Annotated in this window: 18 protein-coding genes; 13 read left to right on the forward strand and 5 right to left on the reverse strand. The window is 49.4% G+C overall.

Annotated elements, in window-relative coordinates; genetic code table 11:
- Positions 1-21 precede the first annotated feature (21 nt).
- The 5 genes from ACR9Y8_RS05770 to ACR9Y8_RS05790 all read left to right on the forward strand — a co-directional run bounded on the left by ACR9Y8_RS05770 (position 22) and on the right by ACR9Y8_RS05790 (position 7,958).
- A complete protein-coding gene (locus ACR9Y8_RS05770; RefSeq protein ID WP_481212288.1) occupies positions 22-639 on the forward strand; it encodes a TetR/AcrR family transcriptional regulator in 618 nt (205 codons plus the stop codon).
- Between the two features lie 180 nt (positions 640-819).
- Positions 820-2,226: a TolC family protein gene (locus ACR9Y8_RS05775; protein WP_481212289.1), complete on the forward strand. Its 1,407-nt coding sequence runs from the start codon at positions 820-822 to the stop codon at positions 2,224-2,226.
- A 16-nt stretch (positions 2,227-2,242) separates the two neighbouring features.
- Entirely contained in the window at positions 2,243-3,316 is a 1,074-nt protein-coding gene (locus tag ACR9Y8_RS05780; protein WP_481212290.1) for an efflux RND transporter periplasmic adaptor subunit, read from the forward strand.
- Between the two features lie 118 nt (positions 3,317-3,434).
- Entirely contained in the window at positions 3,435-6,473 is a 3,039-nt protein-coding gene (locus ACR9Y8_RS05785; RefSeq protein ID WP_481212291.1) for an efflux RND transporter permease subunit, read from the forward strand.
- A gap of 222 nt (positions 6,474-6,695) precedes the next feature.
- Positions 6,696-7,958, forward strand: coding sequence for a YdcF family protein (locus ACR9Y8_RS05790; RefSeq protein WP_481212292.1), 1,263 nt, complete (start codon positions 6,696-6,698; stop codon positions 7,956-7,958).
- 54 nt (positions 7,959-8,012) lie between these two features.
- Here the strand turns inward: ACR9Y8_RS05790 and ACR9Y8_RS05795 are convergent, their stop codons facing one another.
- Positions 8,013-9,521 carry an ADP-ribosylglycohydrolase family protein gene (locus ACR9Y8_RS05795; RefSeq protein WP_481212293.1) on the reverse strand — a complete coding sequence of 503 codons (1,509 nt, stop codon included), beginning with the start codon at positions 9,519-9,521 and terminating at the stop codon, positions 8,013-8,015.
- Positions 9,522-9,686: 165 nt separating this feature from the next.
- Here ACR9Y8_RS05795 and ACR9Y8_RS05800 point away from each other — a divergent pair, with 165 nt between their 5' ends.
- Positions 9,687-10,286: a porin family protein gene (locus tag ACR9Y8_RS05800; protein ID WP_481212294.1), complete on the forward strand. Its 600-nt coding sequence runs from the start codon at positions 9,687-9,689 to the stop codon at positions 10,284-10,286.
- Between the two features lie 115 nt (positions 10,287-10,401).
- Here the strand turns inward: ACR9Y8_RS05800 and ACR9Y8_RS05805 are convergent, their stop codons facing one another.
- From ACR9Y8_RS05805 to ACR9Y8_RS05815, 3 genes are read right to left on the reverse strand one after another with little or no spacing between them, the layout of a single operon-like run.
- Entirely contained in the window at positions 10,402-11,787 is a 1,386-nt protein-coding gene (locus tag ACR9Y8_RS05805) for a putative oxidoreductase C-terminal domain-containing protein (RefSeq protein ID WP_481212295.1), read from the reverse strand.
- A 33-nt stretch (positions 11,788-11,820) separates the two neighbouring features.
- Positions 11,821-13,218 (reverse strand): Gfo/Idh/MocA family protein, encoded by a 1,398-nt coding sequence (locus ACR9Y8_RS05810; protein ID WP_481212296.1) that lies wholly within the window; start codon positions 13,216-13,218, stop codon positions 11,821-11,823.
- Between the two features lie 35 nt (positions 13,219-13,253).
- The gene (locus ACR9Y8_RS05815; RefSeq protein ID WP_481212297.1) at positions 13,254-14,066 is read right to left on the reverse strand and encodes a ThuA domain-containing protein; all 813 of its coding nucleotides are present in this window, start codon (positions 14,064-14,066) and stop codon (positions 13,254-13,256) included.
- Positions 14,067-14,368: 302 nt separating this feature from the next.
- On the opposite strand from ACR9Y8_RS05815, the gene ACR9Y8_RS05820 reads away from it, so the two are divergent.
- Entirely contained in the window at positions 14,369-14,881 is a 513-nt protein-coding gene (locus ACR9Y8_RS05820) for a hypothetical protein (RefSeq protein ID WP_481212298.1), read from the forward strand.
- Positions 14,882-14,894: 13 nt separating this feature from the next.
- On the opposite strand, the gene ACR9Y8_RS05825 is transcribed toward ACR9Y8_RS05820, so the two are convergent.
- Positions 14,895-15,713 (reverse strand): nuclear transport factor 2 family protein, encoded by an 819-nt coding sequence (locus ACR9Y8_RS05825; RefSeq protein WP_481212299.1) that lies wholly within the window; start codon positions 15,711-15,713, stop codon positions 14,895-14,897.
- Positions 15,714-16,037: 324 nt separating this feature from the next.
- Here ACR9Y8_RS05825 and ACR9Y8_RS05830 point away from each other — a divergent pair, with 324 nt between their 5' ends.
- The 6 genes from ACR9Y8_RS05830 to ACR9Y8_RS05855 all read left to right on the forward strand — a co-directional run bounded on the left by ACR9Y8_RS05830 (position 16,038) and on the right by ACR9Y8_RS05855 (position 20,489).
- Positions 16,038-16,922: an LbetaH domain-containing protein gene (locus tag ACR9Y8_RS05830; protein ID WP_481212300.1), complete on the forward strand. Its 885-nt coding sequence runs from the start codon at positions 16,038-16,040 to the stop codon at positions 16,920-16,922.
- A complete protein-coding gene (locus tag ACR9Y8_RS05835; RefSeq protein ID WP_481212301.1) occupies positions 16,919-17,533 on the forward strand; it encodes a hypothetical protein in 615 nt (204 codons plus the stop codon). Before ACR9Y8_RS05830 ends, ACR9Y8_RS05835 begins: the two co-directional genes overlap by 4 nt.
- On the forward strand, positions 17,530-18,453 hold the full coding sequence (locus tag ACR9Y8_RS05840) for a 3-oxoacyl-ACP synthase III family protein (protein WP_481212302.1): 924 nt from the start codon (positions 17,530-17,532) through the stop codon (positions 18,451-18,453). Before ACR9Y8_RS05835 ends, ACR9Y8_RS05840 begins: the two co-directional genes overlap by 4 nt.
- A gap of 22 nt (positions 18,454-18,475) precedes the next feature.
- A complete protein-coding gene (locus tag ACR9Y8_RS05845; RefSeq protein ID WP_481212303.1) occupies positions 18,476-18,730 on the forward strand; it encodes an acyl carrier protein in 255 nt (84 codons plus the stop codon).
- Positions 18,731-19,014: 284 nt separating this feature from the next.
- Entirely contained in the window at positions 19,015-19,860 is an 846-nt protein-coding gene (locus ACR9Y8_RS05850) for an alpha/beta fold hydrolase (RefSeq protein WP_481212304.1), read from the forward strand.
- Positions 19,861-19,868: 8 nt separating this feature from the next.
- Positions 19,869-20,489, forward strand: coding sequence for a class I SAM-dependent methyltransferase (locus ACR9Y8_RS05855; protein ID WP_481212305.1), 621 nt, complete (start codon positions 19,869-19,871; stop codon positions 20,487-20,489).
- Positions 20,490-20,644: the final 155 nt, after the last annotated feature.

The following is a 20,644-nucleotide window of genomic DNA, read 5'->3' on the forward strand; positions in this document are numbered from 1 at the left end:
TTGCATCGTAAATAAAATAACATGGGCATAGCAGACAGGAAAGAAAGGGAAAAGCTGGAAATGAAGCGTCTTATCATGGACGCGGCCATGCGCATGTTCGTGGAAGCAGGCTATGAGAAGACCTCGATCAGGAACATTGCAGAAAAGATAGAATATAGTCCGGCTACTATTTACCTCTATTACAAGGATAAGGACGAGCTGTTATATGATGTACAGGCGCAGGGCTTTGCCCAGCTGTTGGAGATCTTCCAGCAGAAAGCCACTGCTAAGGACCCGTTTAAGAAACTGGCGCAGATTTCAAAGGCCTATGTGACGTTTGGTATGGAGCACCCGGATATTTACGACCTGATGTTCATTATACGCTCGCCCATGAACAAGATAGAGGAAGAAGGCGTTAAATGGGAAAATGGAGAGGCTTGTTTCCAGTTCCTGGTAAATATCCTGGAAGAATGTATGACAAAAGGCCTGATCAAGTTCACAGACATCATGGTAGGGGCATTATCAGTATGGTCTATGGTGCATGGCCTGGTATCATTGAATGTACGCTGCCGGATGAAAGTATCTAACCTGAATGAGGCGGATATCCCGGCAGTGCTGGATATGACGATCGATAATTACATGAGTATGATCAAGGTATAAACGATAATTAGTTGTCAGTTGATAGTTGACAGTTATTAGTGATTGAAGCGGATAAAATCAAAACGGCATAACTGACAACTGACAACTGACAACTGTCAACTGACAACTGACAACTGACAACTTTTTTAAGGCTTTGTAACAAAAGCTTTTTTTTAGCACATTAACTAAACAGTGTTCATTATGTCAACAAAGGTTATCAAGTTACTGGCATTTATATTAATAATGCTGATTATCAGCGCTGCTGCATCACCGGCAGTAGCGCAGAACGGAGCACTGGAGGGATATATACGGGAGGCCTTTACTCACAACCAGGCCTTGCAGCAAAGAAATTTTCAACTGGAAAAGGCAATGTATGCACTGGATGAAGCCAGGGGCATGTTCCTTCCGCAGGTGAGCCTGCTGGGTAGCTATACGAAATCCAGCGGAGGCCGTACCATCGATGTGCCGATCGGCGACCTGATGAATCCTGTATATGCAACGCTGAATGATCTGACGGGCAGCCAGAAGTTCCAGTCTGTGAGCAACCAGTCTATTCAGCTGAACCCTGATAATTTTTATGACGCGAAGTTGCGCACCTCTCTCCCACTTATCAATAGCGAGATCTGGTATGCAAAGCAGATCAGGCAGGAGGATATCACCCGGCAGCAGGCAGCGGTGAATGCGTATAAACGCCAGCTGGTGAAGGAGATCAAGAGCGCTTATTACCGTTACTTCCAGGCGGCAAGATCAGTGGATATTTACCTGAATGCGCTGGAACTGGTGCAGGAGAACATCCGCGTTAATGCAAGCCTGCTGAAGAACGGCGTACGCAACAGCACAGCGCTTACCCGTGCAAAGACAGAACAGCAGCGGACTTTAGCCGCTATTACTGCTGCCAGGAACAATCAACAGAATGCAAGGAGCTATTTTAATTTCCTGCTAAACCGCGAGCTGACAGACAGCATTGCAACCGACAGCGCAGCGCTGGCAGTTGTTAGTGATCAGTCGTTAGTAGTAAGTGATGGACGCGGCGGGCCTGACCAGGTGAATATTAGCGGCCGGGAGGAACTATTACAGCTGGACAAAGCAAAACGCATCGCGCTGCTGCAGCAGAAGCAACAGCAGTCCGGTATCATCCCCAAGGTGAACACTTTCCTCGATCTTGGGTCTCAAGCCTACAACTGGAACTTCAATCATAATTCACGCTATTACCTGTGGGGCGTTAACCTGCAGTGGGATCTTTTCACCGGCGGGCAACGCCGCGCCAAAGCCAGGCAGGCCTCTTCAGATGCTGCCAGCGCACAGGCCATGTATGATGAGACGGCGCAGAACCTGCGGCTGGAACTGACCACTGCCCGGAATAATTTTCAAACGGCACGCAGCAATTATCAAAGCGCACAGACACAATTGCAGCTGGCAGAAAAATATTATACTGACCAGGTGAAAGTATACAAAGAAGGTCAGCTGTTATACCTCGAGCTGCTGGATGCACAGCAACAGCTCACCAACGCCAGACTGGAAGCATTACAGGCTTACGCACAGGTACAGATCGCAGAGGCTGAGATAGAGCGGGCACAAGCCACTTACCCATTACCGAACCAACAATAATTTAATCAGCTTTTATATGAAGACTATTCATGCTTTACTGCTGTTATCGGCCAGCGCTGCCCTGCTGAATGCATGCGGCAGCAACTCCGCCGCTTCGGAAGTTCCGACCGAAACGACCATCCCGGTACAGCTGCAGGCGCTTAACGCCGAATCGCAGGCGCTGAGCATCCCGGTATCCGGACAATTTACTACAGATGATGAAGTATTTCTGTCGTTCAAAACAGACGGCATCATACAACGCATCCTGGTGAAAGAAGGGGATGCGATCCGCCAGGGACAAACCGTAGCGATACTGGATCCTACCGAAATAGATGCACAGGTTCAACAGGCGCAGCTGGCGCATGAAAAAGCGCAGCGTGATTACCAGCGTACCAATAACCTGTACAAAGACAGCGTATCTACGCTCGAGCAGCTACAGAATGCCAAGACCGCGCTGGATATGGCCCAGCAGCAATTGCGTACGGCACAATTCAACCGCAGCCATTCTGTGATCACTGCACCCCGTAATGGGTATGTGCTGCGTAAACTGGCCAGTGAAGGACAACAGGTAAAATCAGGCACTTCGGTGATACAAACCAACGGTGCATTGTCTGGTAACTGGCTGCTGCGTGTAGCCGTAAGCAACAAAGAATGGGCGGCCATTCACCTGCAGGACAGCGCCGATGTGGAAGTGGAATCAGTGCCCGGTAAGACCTTCCGCGGAGTGGTATCCAGGAGGGCGGAAGGTATAGATCCCGTCAGTGGTTCGTTCATGATAGACATCCGCCTGGCGGGAGAAAAACCCGGCGCGATCGCATTCGGAATGTTTGGTAAAGCGAATGTGCATACCAAAGGCGCGGCTATTACCAGTGGCAGCGTGGCAGGCCCCTGGAGCATTCCTTATGACGCCCTGCTGGATGGGGATGATGGCGCCGGCTATGTATTTGTTACCAATGACGGCAAGATTGCCAGGAAGGTAAAGGTAAGCGTTGCTGCTATGGAAAAGGATAAAGTGATCATCAGCAAAGGACTGGAAGGTGTGAAAGATCTTATCATATCCGGAAGCGCGTATCTGACGGATAGTAGTAGTATACGCGTGGTGAAACCCTAGCTGTTGGCTATTAGCTGTTAGCTTTTAGCCAAAGAAACAATAGACGAACCGACAACAAACGATTTGCTAACAGCTAGTAGCTAAACGCTAATAGCTTAACCAATCAACTTTCTTCAAAATGAAAATATCTGATTACGCCGTAAAGAACTACCAGTTTACCCTGGTGATCTTTATCATGATCATAGCGCTGGGCCTTACTACCATTATGAATATGCCCCGCTCCGAAGACCCGGAGATGCATGCCCCCGCCTACACGGTGATCGTAGTGTATCCCGGCACCAGTCCGAAAGATATGGAAGAGCTGGTGGTAGATCCGCTGGAAAAAGAAATATACGGGCTGGAGGATATCAAGCATATCCGCAGCACCATCAGCGACGGACTGGCGGTACTGCGCGTAGAGTACAAGTACAGCAGCGATGTAGACAACAAATACCAGGAGATTGTAAGAACGGTGAACAATAAACGGCGAGACCTGCCGCAGGACAATCTCAGCATCGATATACAAAAGCAGCAGCCGTCTGATGTGAACATCATGCAGATAGCCCTGATCTCTGAGAATGCTCCGCGCGACAAGCTGAAGTACTATGCTGAAAAGCTGCAGGATGAACTGGAGAAGCTGACACCACTGAAAAACGTAGAGATCTTCGGTTTACCTGAACAACAGGTGCGCGTGGAACTGGACCTCGAAAAGCTAGCCCAGATCAACCTGCCTGTGGGCAATGTGATCAACAGCCTGCAGAATGAAACCATCAGCATACCGGGCGGCAGCGTGGACGCTGGCAACCGGGTGTTCAATGTGAAGACCAGCGGTAACTATCATACCCTCGAGGAAGTGAAGAACACCATTGTATACAGCAGCAATGGCAGGAACCTTTTCCTGAAAGATATTGCGAAGGTCTATTATGGTTACGACGACGTATCCTACCAGACACGCCTGAACGGATTTCGCTGCATCTTTGTGGCCGCCGCACAGAAGGAAGGCGAAAATATCAGCAAAACACAGCAGCTTTATAAACCGGTGATCGAAAAGTTCAAAAAGACATTACCTGCCAATATAGACCTGGTGCAGCATTTTGACCAGGCAGATAATGTGAACCGTCGTTTAGGCAGCCTGGGTAAGGACTTCATCATCGCGATCCTGCTGGTGGCTATTACGCTGCTGCCACTGGGCTTCCGGCCTTCACTGATTGTAATGATCTCTATCCCCCTCTCCCTTGCTATTGGTGTTATCCTGCTGCAGCTGCTGGGCTACAACCTGAACCAGCTGAGTATTGTTGGACTGGTAGTGGCGCTTGGCCTGCTGGTGGATGACAGCATTGTGGTGGTAGAAAATATCGAACGCTGGATCCTGGAAGGGCACAGCGCGATGGAAGCCACGCTGAAGGCCACTAAACAGATAGGCATGGCCGTAGTAGGTTGTACGGTAACGTTGATCATTGCCTTTATGCCGCTGGTATTCCTGCCGGAAGGCTCAGGGGATTTTATCCGCAGTCTGCCGCTGGCCGTGATCCTCAGCGTGCTGGCCTCTATGCTGGTATCGCTGACCATTATTCCTTTTATGTCCAGCAAACTGCTGAAAAGCCATACCGGTCATCCGGATGGCAATATCTTCATGCGTGCGCTGAAACGTTTGATCCATGGGAGCTATTCCCGCCTGCTGGACAAGGCCTTGCAGCGCCCGGCGCTTACATTGATCGCGACGGTGGTGATCTTTACAGGCGCGCTCTATTTGTTTGGTGTGATCGGCTTCAGCCTGTTCCCCGCATCGGAGAAGCCGCAATTCCTCATCAACATTACCGCTCCACCGCAATCCAATTTACAATACACCAATAGCGTAGCGCGCGATATAGAAGCGATATTAAAGAAAGAGCCTACCGTGAAATACTTTGCCACGAACGTAGGCAGGGGCAATCCGCGGATCTATTACAACGTGATACCGGAGAACGAGCATAGTGATTTTGCAGAGATCTTTGTACAGCTGGATGAGCATACCAATCCTGAAGATAAACTGGCGTTGATAGAAAAGTTGCGCAAGCAGTGGACGCCCTACCCCGGCGCCAAAGTGGAAGTGAAGAACTTTGAGCAGGGACCACCGGTAGCAGCGCCCGTGGAAGTACGCCTGTTCGGCGACGACCTGGACACCCTCAGGGCCATGGCCAGCAAGGTGGAAGCGATGCTGCAGCGCACGCCCGGTACAATGTATGTAGACAATCCTGTAAGCCTGCTGAAGAGTGATATACGCGTGGCCATCCAACAGGAGAAAGCACAGCTGCTGGGCATTCCATCCGTAAACATAGACCGTACGGTACGCCTGGCCGTAGCAGGATTGAACATCGGGCAGTACACCGATAATAACGACAATGATTACGACATCCTGCTGACCCGCAGCCGGGAAGGACGGCCTACCCTGGATGCCTTCCGCAACCTGTACGTAAGCAATACACAAGGCAAGCCTTATCCCCTGGGACAAGTGGCCGATCTCAAACTGGAAGCATCGCCGGTGAATATCAACCACCAGGAAAAGAGAAGGGTGGTATCTGTGAAAGCCTTTGTGCAGAAAGGTTTCCTGGTAGACCGCGTGATCAATGATGTGATCGGAAAAATGGATAAGATGGCCCTGCCTGTGGGATATAGCTATGAGATGGGCGGTGAAGTGGAATCCAGGAACAATTCTTTCGGTGGCTTTATGAGCATTGTGATCGTTACCATCTTCCTGTTTGTGGCGGTGCTGATCCTGGAGTTCCGGACCTTTAAGAGCACACTGATCGTGTTATCGGTTATTCCCCTCGGTGTTGTAGGTGCGGCTGTGGGGCTGTGGCTGACGGGTAATTCGCTTTCCTTTGTGGCGATCATCGGGATGATCGCGCTGGCGGGTATCGAGGTCAAGAATACGATCCTGCTGGTGGACTTTACCAACCAGCTGAGAGAGCAAGGCAAATCACTGGAGGAAGCGATAAGGGAAGCAGGCGAAGTACGATTTCTACCTATTGTGTTGACATCACTGACGGCGATCGGGGGTTTGACACCGATTGCGATATCGAGTAACCCGCTGATAGCGCCGCTGGCGATTGTGCTGATAGGTGGATTGATCAGTTCTACTTTGTTGTCGAGAGTGGTGACGCCGGTGGTGTATAAGTTGATACCGCCGAAGGTGTAAGGGTTTGATGAGGAGAAGTAAACGGTCTCCATCCCCGCCGTTGCAAGGAGCAGTAGAGCACTGTGCGTGGGGCGCGACGAAGCAATCTTTTAGTTAATCTTCGCGGAGGTTTTATTAAAAGATTGCTTCGTCGCGCTCCCCTCTTTGCTCTACTGCTCCTCGCAATGACGGGAAGGAAAACATTTATTATTTTGCGCTATCTCTTTTGCTATATTAGCGTATATGATCCACAGATTGTTCGTTTTTATCTTTTGCCTGGCCGGGCTGATTGTCCCCGGTTTATTGCAGGCTCAAAACCAGCCTACTTTTGATCCCGCTTACCAGTTTGTACAAAGCGGAAACCTGGTGCAAGACAAAAATTTCTATTTGCTGACATTGTTTGAACAGGAGCCCGCTTTACAAAAAGCCATCCGGGGCAACAAGGCGCTGCAACAGTACCAGGTGTACCCTGAACGGGGCGCCAAAATTGCAAAATCATGCCCGGATGCGGCCTGTTTTGCGGAATCGCTCGTATTCAGCGATCAACAGATCATCGCTATCAGCCAGACTTTACAGGAGATGTATAATAAGCAGCCGGCATTTCGCGAAACCCTGCAACGCCATCTGCGGCCAAGCGGCGTTTTTATGCGATACGCTTCCTTGCCGGAAGACAAGCTGCTGGCGCAGCGATGGAAAGAGGAGGCCTATGGACTGAACTACGTTTTGACCGCTTATACAAAGAACACGGGCTTGCGTTATCCTAAAATAGACTCAGCAGCCTATGATGTGCACAGCGCGGATTATACCAGGGAGGTGCGAAAGCGCTGGACAGAAGAATTGGAACATAAAGATCCTTCGGGACTGTTCTTCTCGCCGGTGTTCCATTTTGCAATGGACTTGCTGGCGCTGAACAAGAAAGACCATGCCGCCAGGCACGAGCCGCTGAGCGCCCTTAACCACGCTGCCTATCAGCAAATACCGGGCACCCAATGGGCCAACTACCCCTACTCTGCCATCCTGGTATTGGGCGCAGGCCCTTCTGATGACCAGCCTATCAGTGAAATGTGTAAAGAGCGCTGCCGTACCGGGGCTGCTATCTACCGGGATAAAAAAGCTCCCTTCATCATAGTATCCGGTGGATATGTACATCCTTTTGGCACGAAATACAGTGAGGCCATTGAAATGAAAAAGTTCCTGGTTGACAGCTGCGGGATCCCGGAGACGGCCATCATCGCGGAGCCGCATGCCAGGCATACTACTACCAACATCCGCAATGCCAACCGCATCCTGTTCCGTAATGGGTTCCCAATGGATAAGAAAGTGTTGTGCACAAGCAGCAAAGCCCATATCACTTATGTGAACAGTATCTTCTTTGACAAAGTATGTGATAAAGACCTGCGGTATCATCCCTATAAAAATGTGAAACGCCTCGATGACAATAGCGTGGAGTATGAGCCGGTGGCGGAGAGCTTGCATGAGGATCCTTTTGATCCACTGGATCCGTAAAGAAGTGGTCAGTTGTCAGTCGTTAGTTGTCAGTGATTGAAGTGGATGATTTTGTCATTTTGTAGTGTAAGTAAGGTAATCCCACAGGCGGATCTCGTAGTTGTCTGAGGGTGATTGGACGCTGATGCGGATGCGGTGCTTTTTGTTTTCCAGCTGGTACTTCCAGCAGAGCTCATAGCGGCGGGTGAGGAAGCTGGTGGGCAGCTGAATGGTTTCGCCTGGCTGGTCGTCAACGTAGAGGGTGAGGGCGATGGCAGTATCTGGTAGCACAGCATCCTTTTTGCGCGATTCGCCGCGGAGCGCGAAGGCAGTACCTTCAAATTCAAAGGAGAAGTCTTTCACGTTTTCCTGGTAACAATTCTTTTTATCTAATGGGTGCAGCCCTTCGAAGCACTGTTCCAGCTTTACGGGACGGGGAGATTGAACGGGGATAGTAATTGTATTGTTTTTGACCTTACCGCCGTTACGGCGGATCATTTCGAGAGCGTGGCGATAGCTGATATCGTATACCTTTTCCAGCGACAGGTTGGTGTATTTGAAGTTGATAGATTCGGCTTCTTTCAGGCCCATTTTCCAGTGGGCAGGGATATTCTTATACCCTAACAGGGCGCCAAGGATCCCCGCGGCAGAAGACGGATTGCAATCCGCATCCTGCCCGGCGCGGGTAGTAATCTCGAGCGTACGGGTAAAATCGCCACGGCCGTATAAGAGGCCAAGCACGATATAAGCGGCATTCAGCTTGGCATCAATGTCTAAGGCTGCGAAAACCCCTTCAGGACAGCCGATTTCGCTGGACCATTTTTTCTGGATCTCGAACCAGGTAAGACGCCAGTCTGTAGGATACTGGCTATGCCAGCGGATCACATCTGCTATACAACGGTGAAAAGTACTGCGGGCTGGTATTGTTTTCAGGGCCTCTGTCACCACGTAGTCAATGTCTGAAGAAGTGAAGGCCAGGGTATACATGGCGCCAACGTAAACGCCGCCGTACCAGCCGTCGCCGTAGTTCATAATATGACCGATCTTATCGCTGATAGCAGCAGCCTGGTTGGGCATACCGGGACACATCAAACCCGCGAAATCTGATTCTATCTGGTAGTCAATATCATCCGCATGCGGGTTGTTGACCCAATGGCCGGAGGCGGGCGCATTGATACCGTTCAGGATGTTGTAGCGGGCCGCCTGGTTGGCGTGCCACAGTGGATAACTGGCACGGGCAAACGCCTGGGCGAATGAATCGACAGGCGCATCAATACCGGCGCGTTCAAAGACCCCGATGAAGGTAAGGTCCATATAGATATCATCGTAAAGGCCGGGATGCTGCAGCATGGTTTCTTTCAGGTAGCCGTCGTACCAGCTAAGCGGCTGGTAATCCTGGATATAGGTGCCATTGAAGCGGAATTCATAGGGACCGCCGAAGGTAACGCCGATGGCCTGACCAGCCCAGCCGCCCATGATCTTGTCTTTGAGCTGCGCCGTTGACAGTGTGACAGCGGGAGAATGATGTTCAACGCATTGCAGGGAAAGGAGGGCGATGAGGGCCGCTACGACCTGGTGTTTCATATCCGTGGAATTAAATAACAATAAATTAATCAAAAAACGGCACATTTCGTTTCCTGATCATCCATAAATTTCCCGGTATCATGGTTTTAAACAGCCCAATCATCTATTAGCTGCTGCAGATCCGTTCGCGGTATACTTTATTTGTATCTCCATATTGACGTATCTATGATCAACAGACTACTACTGACCATTACTGGTTTTTTGTTGCTGACAACAGCTGCTTACAGTCAATCCTTCCACTTCGGCCTGAAGGCGGACCTGAGCTTTAACTCCCTGCATGGCGATGGCCTGGCGGGTACTTTTAAGCCAGCCTTTAATGCGGGCGCTTTCGGGGAGCTGAACATCACGAAGAAGTGGGCGATACAGCCGGAAGTACTGTTCACTTTGTACAACAACAAGGCCGGGGCGGATTTTACAAAGTATTATGTAAACAGCGGGGCCAGCGATGCCAACAACAGCAAGATCCAGCTGGGCTACCTGAGTATTCCTGTGTTGCTGACGTATAACGTAAATGAGTTCCTCAGCCTTAACCTGGGGCCACAGTACAACCTGCTGGTGTCTTATGATGAGACGCTGCTGCAGAGTGGCCGGAGAGCTATTAAGAAGAATGACCTGGGCGCTGCGGCGGGATTGACCGTTCATGTATCACAGATACGGTTCTACGGCCGTTATGTGATGGGCTTGAATGATATCAATGATATTGATAACCGATATTCCTGGAAAACTCACCAGATACAACTTGGATTAGGCATCTTGATCAAATGAGAAGCTACAAGCCAACAGCTGCAAGCTACAAGCTATTGAAGCGAATGATCATGACATGGCAAGCACTTAACACTCTTCGCACAATAGCCTGCAGCTTGTAGCTTGCGGCTTGCAGCTATTTTGACATTTCCAATGCCTTCGTGGTAGTGTAGTATTTAGCAAGCATATTTGGCACTTCCCAGTCAGGCAGCTTACCATCTTTCAGGTATTGCAGGTAGCGTTCCATCACCTGGGCGAAATGCGCTTCATGCCCATTTTTATATTTAGCCGGAATGGTGATTTTCCAACCTTTAGCGCTCTTCTCTGTTCCCAACCCGGGATATTTTGCTTCCAGCTGTTTCAGGGCTGCCTGCAAAGCCGTTTCAAAAGCAGGATCATTATTGCCTGCGGCTGATTCTACGTACAAGGTAGGTTCATACTTTTCTTCTTTACCCTGGCGGATGACCAGGTTGCTTTTAGTACCGCGGAATAAAGAATAGTGGGTATCCCCTCCCCCTTCGGGTGCTGCGTAGCGCCATAAGGCGGTTACTTTCACATGCACACCTTTAAGCGTATAAACGGCTTCGCCATTGGCGGCCACGTTCAGCATGGTATCTTTTGCATACTCCTGTAAGAAGGCAGGAAAACTATCCAGTCCGGTGATGATGCTGAACTGCAACCGTGTTATTGGCGTAGGCCAGCGGCGGGCGGATTGCAGCTGAATGTCTGTTTTATAATCCAGTGCTACACCGGGGAAGCATTCCCATTGCACGAGGTCTACCAGGTGGGTGCCTACATCTACGATAGCGTCGCCCTGTTGTTTAGGATCAAAGAACCAGGAGGGCCGTTTGAGGGCTTTGCCGGATACGAATTTATAGAAGTGGTGAACGCTTTCCATTACCACAGCAGGATCTTTTTCACTGCCTTTTTGCAGCTCGCCGAACACTTCGTTTATGCGTGAGAGCTCGCCCTGGAGGATGTTGGTGATCTCGGAGCGTTCGGTCATAATATCATAGAGCAATACTTTCTTTTCCTTTGCATCGGCGAAGGTTTGCTGCAGCTTATCGAAACCGGCGGTGCTGATCGCCATGGGCTTGTCGGCCAGGACGTTCATACCTGCTGATACGGCCTGCTGGATGTATTCTGTTTTACGTTGATTGTTGCCTGCCATGACTACTACGTTGCCTTTTTTATCGGCGACCATCTTTTCCAGGAAGTCGGGCCCTTTGTAGATGTCTTCATGCCAGTGTGTGGGGGCATCGGCGCGGGTGTTGTACTGGTTGATAAAGCGCAGTTGTTCCTGCAATTCGGGACCATCGGGCGCGTAGACATGTACGACGGAGTCTATACCGGGGTACATGGATTTCTGGACGAGGGCTGCGTGAAAGTGGCCGGGGTCCAGGGTGATGAGGTGGATTTCCGTGCTATCGGCGGACGTTTCTTTTTCGGAAGCGCCGGAGTTGCATGCGTAGTTCATGACGGTTAGGAGGAGCAGAGGTGTAATGAGTTTCAATTGGTTCATTCGTATGTTTAGTTTGTAGTTTCATGATTGAGATCAATCCAATGTATATGGCCAACGTTGCGGACGTGTAAGCAGGGTGTTGGCTTCGTCGTCGTTCTTAAAGCGTTCTTTTACGGGATCCCAGTAGAGTTTGCGCTGCAGCTTCATGGCGGCATGGTTCAGCAGGCAGACCGTGCAGGCGCGATGCCCTACTTCTATCGGTGTGATGGGTTGGCGGCGGGCAGCGATGCTCTCCAGCCAGTTGCCGTGGTGATCTTTACTTTCATAAAGATGTATTTCATCTGTCCCTATAACGGAATCGAGTATACGCGGGTCGCTGGCGTCTAGCGGTTTATCTTTCTGGTCTTTAGCTACAGGATCGCTGGCAGTAGCGGCGTAGTTGCCGCGGGTAACGAAGATCCAGCCATCAGAGCCGACAAATTTTACCCCGTTGGGATACTCGTTGCTGGCGAGCACTTTCACGCCGTTGCCGAAGATCGTTTCGGATTTAAAGGGCCCGTGCACATCCCATAGATTACCTGCAGGCGGGAATTGCGCGGTGGCAGTAATTTCTACGGGACCGGTATATTCCGTATCCATTCCCCAATTTACAATATCAAAATGGTGAGCGCCCCAGCCGGTGATCATGCCCGCGCCGAATTGTTCACAACGCAGCCAGCCTGGCCGGGAGAAATCGTTTAAGGGATGCACTCTCTTCAAGGTATAAGGAACGTAAGGTGTTTCTCCCAACCATTTCTCATAATCCAGTCCGGCGGGTAAAGGCATTTCTTTTTCTACAGTGCTTTCTTTAGGATCATCGATGGGCAGGCCAACGTATACCGTATGCAGCTTGCCGATTCGGCCATTGCGCACCAGTTCACAGGCGCGTTTGAATTGCGGCATGGAGCGTTGCTGGCTGCCGATCTGTAGTATTCGTCCGCTATGGTGCACTTCATCACTCAGGGCACGGCCTTCGGCGATGGTGAGTGAAGCGGGCTTTTGCATATAAACATCTTTACCAGCGCGCACCGCGTGGATGGCTGGTATCACATGCCAGTGGTCCGGCGTGCTGATGATCACAGCGTCGATATCTTTATTGGCGAGGAGCTCCTGGTAATCGGAATATGTTTTTACACCATCGTAAGCTTTACCGGTTTTCTTCGTGTAGTATTCATTAACGAGGCGTTTGGCGGCATCGAGGCGATTGCTGTCGAGATCACATACCGCCACAATACGGGCGAGATCGTGTTTCCAGACGCCGGGCATGTCGTGACCGCGGGAGATGCGGCCATTGCCGATAGCGCCTATATTGATACGGTTGCTGGGCGCAAGCGGACCGCTTAATACATGTGCAGGGATAATAGCGGGGAAAGAAGTGAGGGCCAGGGCGCCGGCGCCTTTGACAGTGTCTTTCAGGAATTTCCGCCTGGATGGGTTTTTCTGATGCTGCATAAGAAAGGATGTTTGAAGATGAGGAAGAAATTATGTTAATAGGGCAAAGGATCGTCGGGATGGAGGGCCCGGGCTTTGGAATAATCCAGCTTTCGTTGTTTGCTAACTACCCATTGCAGGCCACCGAGCAGGTGGCGCTGGAAAGTAGGGTCTGCATATATTTTTGCGTCGTGGCCTAAGGCGGTGTACCATTGACGGCCGCCGTCAAATTCATGGCACCATACAGAGGGAAAGACGGAACCATAGAAATCCGGTTTCTCCTTATCGTTGATGCCGGAGAGATCGTGAACAACCAGCACGTGGATGTCCGGGTTCACTTCTTTGACAAAGTAGCACTCGTCGGACAGCTCCCAGGTTTTAGGTAAAAAAGCAGTAGATGGATGGCTGTCGTCTATAATAATTTCTTTCAGCGGCTGGAATGGCGGGTGGCGTACAAAGGTGCCGCCAACCATGCGTTTGAACCAGGGCCATTTGCGTTCTGTGCCTACCGCGGAGTGAATGCCTACAAAACCGCCGCCTGCCTGGATGAAGCGCATGAGGGCCAGCTTCTGGCCATCGGTATGGAAGACGTCGTTATTTGTATTACAGAAAATGAGGGCGTTATATTTCCGGAGGTTCTCATCGGTAAAATCCGCCGGGGTGTCGGAGACGTCTACCTGGAAACCATGCTCCATGGCGAGCTGACGGATACCAGCAATGGCGGCGGGGATGTTCTGGTGAACGTAGCCCTGGCCGTTCCTAGTGTAAACAAGGACACGGATATTCTTCCAATTAAAACCAGGAGGAATGGCGGAAGTGGAAATGATGAATAATAGTAATAAGATGGATAGTTTTTTCATACGTGTCATGCGTGGATAGATTACTAGCGGGCAGAAAATACAACATTTAGGAATGGGATGCAAGTGGAAGGAAGCGGGAGAACGCTTTTAGCCCGGGGGCGGAACGCCTTTACCCCGGGAGGAGTATGGGATGCAGGTGAAGAACAAGCGTTCTAAAGGTGAATTGTGATGATTTGTTATGTTTTGTGACGATCTGGGTGGTTTTTGATGATTTGTTGCCATTTCCGCCAAAAGCGCCAAAAACGCCATGAGATTTGGAGAGGGATAGCAAGCGTATTTAGATTTGCCGGAGACCTTAAAATTACAGCAATATGGGAAAACAAGCCGGCCCGAATTATATCACCGGGACGATAGGCGATCTAACCTACTACCGCTTGAATGGTCAGTACCTGGTGAGGGCAAAAAGTACATTAAGTAGAAAGCGGGTGAAGCGGTCGCCCGCTTTCAGGAGGACCATGGAGTATGCGGGATGGCTGGTAGCGGCATCGAAGCTGGCGGCGGCCGTATATGGGATGATGCCAAGGGATCAACGTAAAGTGAAGGAGTACCGGGAGATGACCGGTCGGGCAATGGAACTGATCAGGCAGGGAGTGGATGAAAGTGAGGTAAAGGAACGGCTGGTGGCGCAATACCTGGAGAAACCGAAAGCCGTACAGCCGGTAGCGGTACATGTGCCTCTGCAAAGAAGAACGGTACCTGAGCGGCCGCGGAAACTGCTGCCCTTGTTTTGTACAGGTCAGCGTGTGCAGCGGCGCAAAGCTATCCGGCCGGCGGGCATCCGCAGTGGACAATTAAAGCGCAAGCGGGCCTGCCAGCGCGAATGAGGCCGGTGATCCTTTATGGTATTATAACGGGGGTTGCTTTGCCGGTAGCCAGATCAACCGGCATCGAAATATGTTCATGTGCGATCAGCCATTTGCCGTCTATCTTACGATAGCCGGCTGTAACGCGTACGGTACGATCCACCGTGTGCCCCTGCAGGTCGGTACCTTTGGTATTCACGAAGCTGTGACCAAATGCAACATTACCATCTACCGTGATGCGGAGGTCAATGATGCTTAGTATTGGCGTGCCTTTGAAGCGGGAAAAGAAATCTTCCCAATCTTTACGATAAGCGTCCGCTCCGAAATATTCCTCGCGGGGCACCACGTCGAAAACAACGAGGCTGTTACCTGGTACGTAGTTCTTCATGACTGCGTCAACATCGCCGGCGTTGATCGCGGCCGCGAAGTTGTCCTGCAAGGTGCGGATCGCAGCTTCATCATCTTCGCTATCTATTGAGGCCGGTTGAAAGAGCTCGATGGGATTTCCGGAGGGATCATCCAATATCACCTGGGCGCCGCCCGGTCCGCTTACGATCTCATTGCGGAACTGCAGCTGAAACGCACGGAGCCTGGCCATTTCTGCTGCGAGATCTTCTACGGGGATGATGAGCCGGTTCCAGCCTCCTGGTGTTGCTTTGCGTCCATCTGACATAGGCTTGGCAGCGCCGCCCGGTCCGAAGGTTGTGCTTAGCACCAGCTCCACGTTATCCCGTGATAGCCTGGCAAAATAGGGCCCTGCCTGCTGTCCGGTTTTAAACCCCAGATGTTTAGTGTAAAAGGTGACTGCAGGATCGAGCTCGTTGACCATGTATCGAACCATTATCCTTGCCATATCCTGTTTTTGCTAAAACTGCTCAAAACACGTACCGCAATTAACAGGAATGTATGAAGGTTTTTTTGGCAATTAAAAATTTCCCTATATTAGCATATAGGTATAGAATAGCTAATCAACCAAAGCGATAGTCCAAAGCACCTGTAATTCCAAGTTAGAAATGCCAATTTTATAATTGATGTCATGATCAGTACAGTGACGCCCCATTGAACTTTTCATTTTGCTTCCTTTACCCTTTTTGCGTTCGGAATACGTTTCGGCGGAAATTGTTGTATGTGCTGTTCCGCCTGCAAATAACCTTAAACACAGACTAAGGAGCTGTTTATGCGCTTAAGTGATTTTTTCTCACAGACAGATGTGATCAGGGATGCTGACTTTGCCTGGACCATGTTTCCGGCTACTCCCCTCCCCGGGTCCCTGTGCTACGCGCTTTCAGAGGCGGTAGTTGATCGTGTTAATAAAAACACCAATGTAAAGGCGGTGATCACCAATACGTCTATGGCTCATCGTATAGCGGTGGACAAAGGTATTGTCGTCAGTGAAAAAGCGGAGCTGGACTATTATCAACTGCACAACCGCCTGGTGGATTCGCAGCAAATGCCTTTGCTGGTCAGCAGAAACTATATTTCGGGAGACACCTGCATTGATCCCAGTGCATACATTGGCAGGAACGTGCATATTGAAGATGGCGTGGAAATATCAGCGTTCGCGTATATAGCCGATAACAGCATTATCGGGGCGAATACGTTTATCGGTCCGCATGCCGTGATCGGCGCCCGCGGAATGCAATGCCTGAAGATCGATGGGAAGTCGTTTAACATCCGGTATGCGGGTGGTGTACGCCTGGGGAGCAATTGTGAAGTATTGGCCCATGCGGTTGTTCAAAAGCCTTACCAGCCATTCTTTACTGATATCGGCGATAACACGAAGATCAGTGTGCGGGCCAATGTTGGGCATGGCTGCCGTATCGGGAAGAACGGTATGATCGCAGGCAATGTAACGATCGCGGGAAATGTATGTATGGGCGACAATTTATGGATAGGCCCATCCTCTACGGTAGCCGATGGATTAAGCATTGGAGAAAATGTAAGGATCATTCTTGGCAGCGTAGTGATTAACCATATTGGCGACAACCAGACGGTTTCCGGCAACTTCGCGATCGACCATCAGCAACACCTAAAACATCTTGCGAGAATAAGAAAGCTATGACAGACAGCACTGCTATTCATTTCTGCTTTAAGGGCAACAGAGACTACGTGCATGGAACAGACATCTTTAACAAGACGATGCAGTCCATCACTGTACATGGCCAGGATCAACAGTTTGACCAGGTAGATATGGTGATACGGGGAGTAAGCCGTCATAATATGGATCTGTATGCGGAAGCCAGGGCGCCGGTGGACCAGGCAGCCAAAGTGACCCTGTCGCTGCACTGTGGCAATGAGCGATTAGGCCTGGTACTGATGGAGAACCATGAACGCATTCAATGCAATTATGCCTACCCGGAGCATGAAATTATCAGTGCGGCCAAACTGGATAAGGATCAGCAACAGATCGAGCTAAAGAATTTTTTTGGTCATACACTGATTGAAAAAATAGTAGCCTTAAATAAAGGATTGCTACAGGGCTTATACCCGGAGGCTCCCGGAAAATGGTATTTCACCAGGATCAAAATAAGCGCTTATCAACTGTTTGGCTTAGGCGGAGATGATGTTCAACTCCGTTTAAGCCTCAAACAAAACCTGCAGTTTAAGCTTACGAATACGATGTTCTATATAAACGATCATTTTGCTGGCAATATTTATTTCTCATTGGTATGATTGGAATAGAAAACATAGGGGTGTACATCCCGGGAAATTTTAAGTCAAATTACGAGCGCAAAGAAGCCTTCGGCATTGATGATTTTTTCATTGAAGAAAAAATAGGCGTACGACAGGTGAGCGTGAAGTATGCGACGGAAGATACTTCAGACCTTTGCCTGAAAGCATGGGAGGCGCTACAGGCCAGGCAGCCGGTGAATATAGATGAGATTGACTGCCTGATTGTGGTTACGCAGAACCCGGACAGTAATATTCCTCATGTATCGGCAAAGGTACATGGAATGGCGGGGTTGAACGAATCCTGCGCCTGTTTTGATATTTCATTGGGATGTTCGGGGTATGTGTATGCCTTGTCGGTGATCGAGTCTTTTATGCGGCAGAATGAATTCAGAAAGGGATTGCTGTTTACCTCTGACCCTTATTCCAAAGTTGTTGATAAGAACGACAAGAATACGGCGTTGTTATTCGGGGATGCCGCGTCGGTTACCTTATTGGGGAATGATCCTGTATGGACTGCGAAGAAATACACTTTCGGCACTATTGGGAAATCCAACCAGGAGCTTACCTGCTCAAATTCTGTGCTGTACATGAATGGGCGCGCTATTTTCGATTTTGCCGCCAGGTACATCCCCAAAGATATTGCCGATCTGTTAAGCAAGAACAGCCTAAGCATGGAGGATATTGATATTTTCCTGATGCACCAGGGCAGCAAATATATTATAGACACCATTGCCAAAAGGCTAAAAGTAGATAATGAGAAGGTGCCTTTTATGGCAGCTGAATATGGTAATACTGTCAGCTCTACTATACCGATCATGCTTAACTCCTATTTCCAGGATGGCAGCAAAAAGCGAGCTGTTATTTCCGGGTTTGGCGTTGGGCTTTCATGGGCAAGCACCGTATTGGAAAGAATAAAATGATTATACCACCAAATCGATCATTATGGAAATTACGCTGGAAAACATCAAAGCAATCTTTAAAAAAGAGGTTGACCCCAGGGTTGACGTTGACAATTTCAATCCCGATCAATCCATTATGCAGCAGGGAGTGGATTCACTTGACCGCTCATCTGTGTTCCTGGCAATAGAGGAAGCCTTTAATGTAAAGATCACGGATGGACAGATAGAACAGCTGGGAACCCTGAACAGCATACTGGATTTCCTGCAGCAATCAACGCAGCAAGAGAGCATGTCTTAGTCTTTCGCAAACGTATTACCATTTCCGTTACCTGGAAACAACTGCGGGCTGGTTTCTTCTCACCGGGGACTACCAGGCGGAAAGGGCCTTTGCCTACAGGTAAGGGGCCGCCGTCGAGGGTATCGGAGAGAATAATCACACGGTCATTAGTAATGATTTAGGAATGGATTTGAAAAGCGTTTATCCGCGTTATATATTTAAATACACAACGTAAAGGTAATGAAATATAGCATTGGTAGATAGTAGGCGGAGCGCTGAACTTTTGCGTATCTTAATAAAAAAACATGAAACTCCGGCTACTGATAATATTGGGTGTTCTTTTTCTCCTGGGTGCTTTAACTGCCAGGAGCCAGGATATTGATACATTGGTAGATGTAGGTGGATATAAGCTGCATTTTCATGTTATCAAGGGGAAAGGGATACCTATTCTATTCGAGGCTGGCGGAGGGGATGACGGAAGCGCCTGGAATAGTTTGTTGCCAGCTGTCAAAGATACCCTGGGAACAACTTTAATTACTTATGACCGCGCCGGTTTTGGGAAAAGTGAGCTGGATAGTAATCATATGGGGATCCTGAATGAGATCAAAGGCCTGGAAAGGGGGCTTTCCAAATTAGGGTATGGTGATGAGATCATATTGGTGGCACATTCCATGGGAGGGTTCTATGCTACTGTATATGCTGCCCGTCACCCGAAAACGGTGAAGGCGGCCGTGCTGATTGATACGAATACTTCCTGTTTCTTTACAGATGCTTTTGTAACACAGGCTTTGCTGAAGATAAAGTCGAAAATGGAAACGTTTAAACGGGAGAACCGCGGAGCGTATTACATATTCACCTGCCTCCGTGAAAACTCGGATTTCATGAGGCATACGCCTTTTCCGTTGAATATTCCGGTAACAGATATTGTTGCGGAGAAAACACCTTTTGAGGGAACGCCGGATGCAAAGGAATGGATACGGTGTCACCGGCAGTTTGCGGCGGCTTCGCCGAAGCGGAAAGGTGTGACGGCGCGTGGGAGCGGTCATTATGTTTATAAGGAAAAGCCTGAGCTGGTGCTGGAGGCGATTGTACAGGAATATTTTCCGCTGGTGGTCAATGCAAAACGGTTTGAAGAAGTGCATTCTAAATAAATACTGTTATGATCCGGCAACTGGTAGAACGAGCTGCGTTGAAGAAAATAAGCCCTTTCCGCGAGCTGGACGGCTGGCTGACGGATAAGGAGGCAGTAGGGCTTTACCTGACGGCAAGGAAGCTACCGCGTAATGCGACGATCGTGGAGATTGGCAGCTGGCAGGGAAAGAGCACGTATGTGCTTTCAAAAGGGCTTACATCCGGTAAGGTGTATGCTATTGATCCTTTTAATGCAGATGCGGGCGCGGATGAGGGCAGCAGGGAAATATATATTAGCAAGAAGGGGGATCATAACTTGCTGGAGCAGTTTAAGAAAAATATGGAGGGCTTGGGTGTGATGAAGAACATTGTGATCAAGCAGGGGTATTCTTACCAGTTTCATCATGAGTTTGAGAAGATCGATTTCTTGTTTATAGATGGGGATCATTCTATTGAAGGGTGTAAAAAGGATTTTGAATTGTATGCGGGGAAGGTGGTGCGGGGAGGCTTTATAGCGTTTCATGATTTTTATGAGGCAAGGGAGGAATTGGGGCCGACGTGGGTGATCAAGCATATGGTGATGGGGGCAAGGGAGTTTAGGTTTTATGGGAGGTATGATACGTTGTGGGTGGCGAGGAAGGTGAGGTAATAATGAGATCAGTTTGATTTTGTAAAATATTTTTGAAGTGATGAATGTTAATGTGCAATTAGCGCGCAGGAAAAATATCCCAAATATTATGAACAAAACCCTATTAGTAATTGCAACTCTCCTTACCGCCATTTGTCCAAAACTTAGCACGATAG

This window comes from Chitinophaga sp. SVR4-12A, assembly GCF_056754765.1.

Excerpts from the sequence above, each read along its gene's own strand:
- ACR9Y8_RS05770 (WP_481212288.1), top strand. The coding sequence starts at position 22 with ATGGGCATAGCAGACAGGAAAGAAAGGGAAAAGCTGGAAATGAAGCGT.
- ACR9Y8_RS05775 (WP_481212289.1), top strand. The coding sequence starts at position 820 with ATGTCAACAAAGGTTATCAAGTTACTGGCATTTATATTAATAATGCTG.
- ACR9Y8_RS05780 (WP_481212290.1), top strand. The coding sequence starts at position 2,243 with ATGAAGACTATTCATGCTTTACTGCTGTTATCGGCCAGCGCTGCCCTG.
- ACR9Y8_RS05785 (WP_481212291.1), top strand. The coding sequence starts at position 3,435 with ATGAAAATATCTGATTACGCCGTAAAGAACTACCAGTTTACCCTGGTG.
- ACR9Y8_RS05790 (WP_481212292.1), top strand. The coding sequence starts at position 6,696 with ATGATCCACAGATTGTTCGTTTTTATCTTTTGCCTGGCCGGGCTGATT.
- ACR9Y8_RS05795 (WP_481212293.1), bottom strand. The coding sequence starts at position 9,521 with ATGAAACACCAGGTCGTAGCGGCCCTCATCGCCCTCCTTTCCCTGCAA.
- ACR9Y8_RS05800 (WP_481212294.1), top strand. The coding sequence starts at position 9,687 with ATGATCAACAGACTACTACTGACCATTACTGGTTTTTTGTTGCTGACA.
- ACR9Y8_RS05805 (WP_481212295.1), bottom strand. The coding sequence starts at position 11,787 with ATGAACCAATTGAAACTCATTACACCTCTGCTCCTCCTAACCGTCATG.
- ACR9Y8_RS05810 (WP_481212296.1), bottom strand. The coding sequence starts at position 13,218 with ATGCAGCATCAGAAAAACCCATCCAGGCGGAAATTCCTGAAAGACACT.
- ACR9Y8_RS05815 (WP_481212297.1), bottom strand. The coding sequence starts at position 14,066 with ATGACACGTATGAAAAAACTATCCATCTTATTACTATTATTCATCATT.
- ACR9Y8_RS05820 (WP_481212298.1), top strand. The coding sequence starts at position 14,369 with ATGGGAAAACAAGCCGGCCCGAATTATATCACCGGGACGATAGGCGAT.
- ACR9Y8_RS05825 (WP_481212299.1), bottom strand. The coding sequence starts at position 15,713 with ATGGCAAGGATAATGGTTCGATACATGGTCAACGAGCTCGATCCTGCA.
- ACR9Y8_RS05830 (WP_481212300.1), top strand. The coding sequence starts at position 16,038 with ATGCGCTTAAGTGATTTTTTCTCACAGACAGATGTGATCAGGGATGCT.
- ACR9Y8_RS05835 (WP_481212301.1), top strand. The coding sequence starts at position 16,919 with ATGACAGACAGCACTGCTATTCATTTCTGCTTTAAGGGCAACAGAGAC.
- ACR9Y8_RS05840 (WP_481212302.1), top strand. The coding sequence starts at position 17,530 with ATGATTGGAATAGAAAACATAGGGGTGTACATCCCGGGAAATTTTAAG.
- ACR9Y8_RS05845 (WP_481212303.1), top strand. The coding sequence starts at position 18,476 with ATGGAAATTACGCTGGAAAACATCAAAGCAATCTTTAAAAAAGAGGTT.
- ACR9Y8_RS05850 (WP_481212304.1), top strand. The coding sequence starts at position 19,015 with ATGAAACTCCGGCTACTGATAATATTGGGTGTTCTTTTTCTCCTGGGT.
- ACR9Y8_RS05855 (WP_481212305.1), top strand. The coding sequence starts at position 19,869 with ATGATCCGGCAACTGGTAGAACGAGCTGCGTTGAAGAAAATAAGCCCT.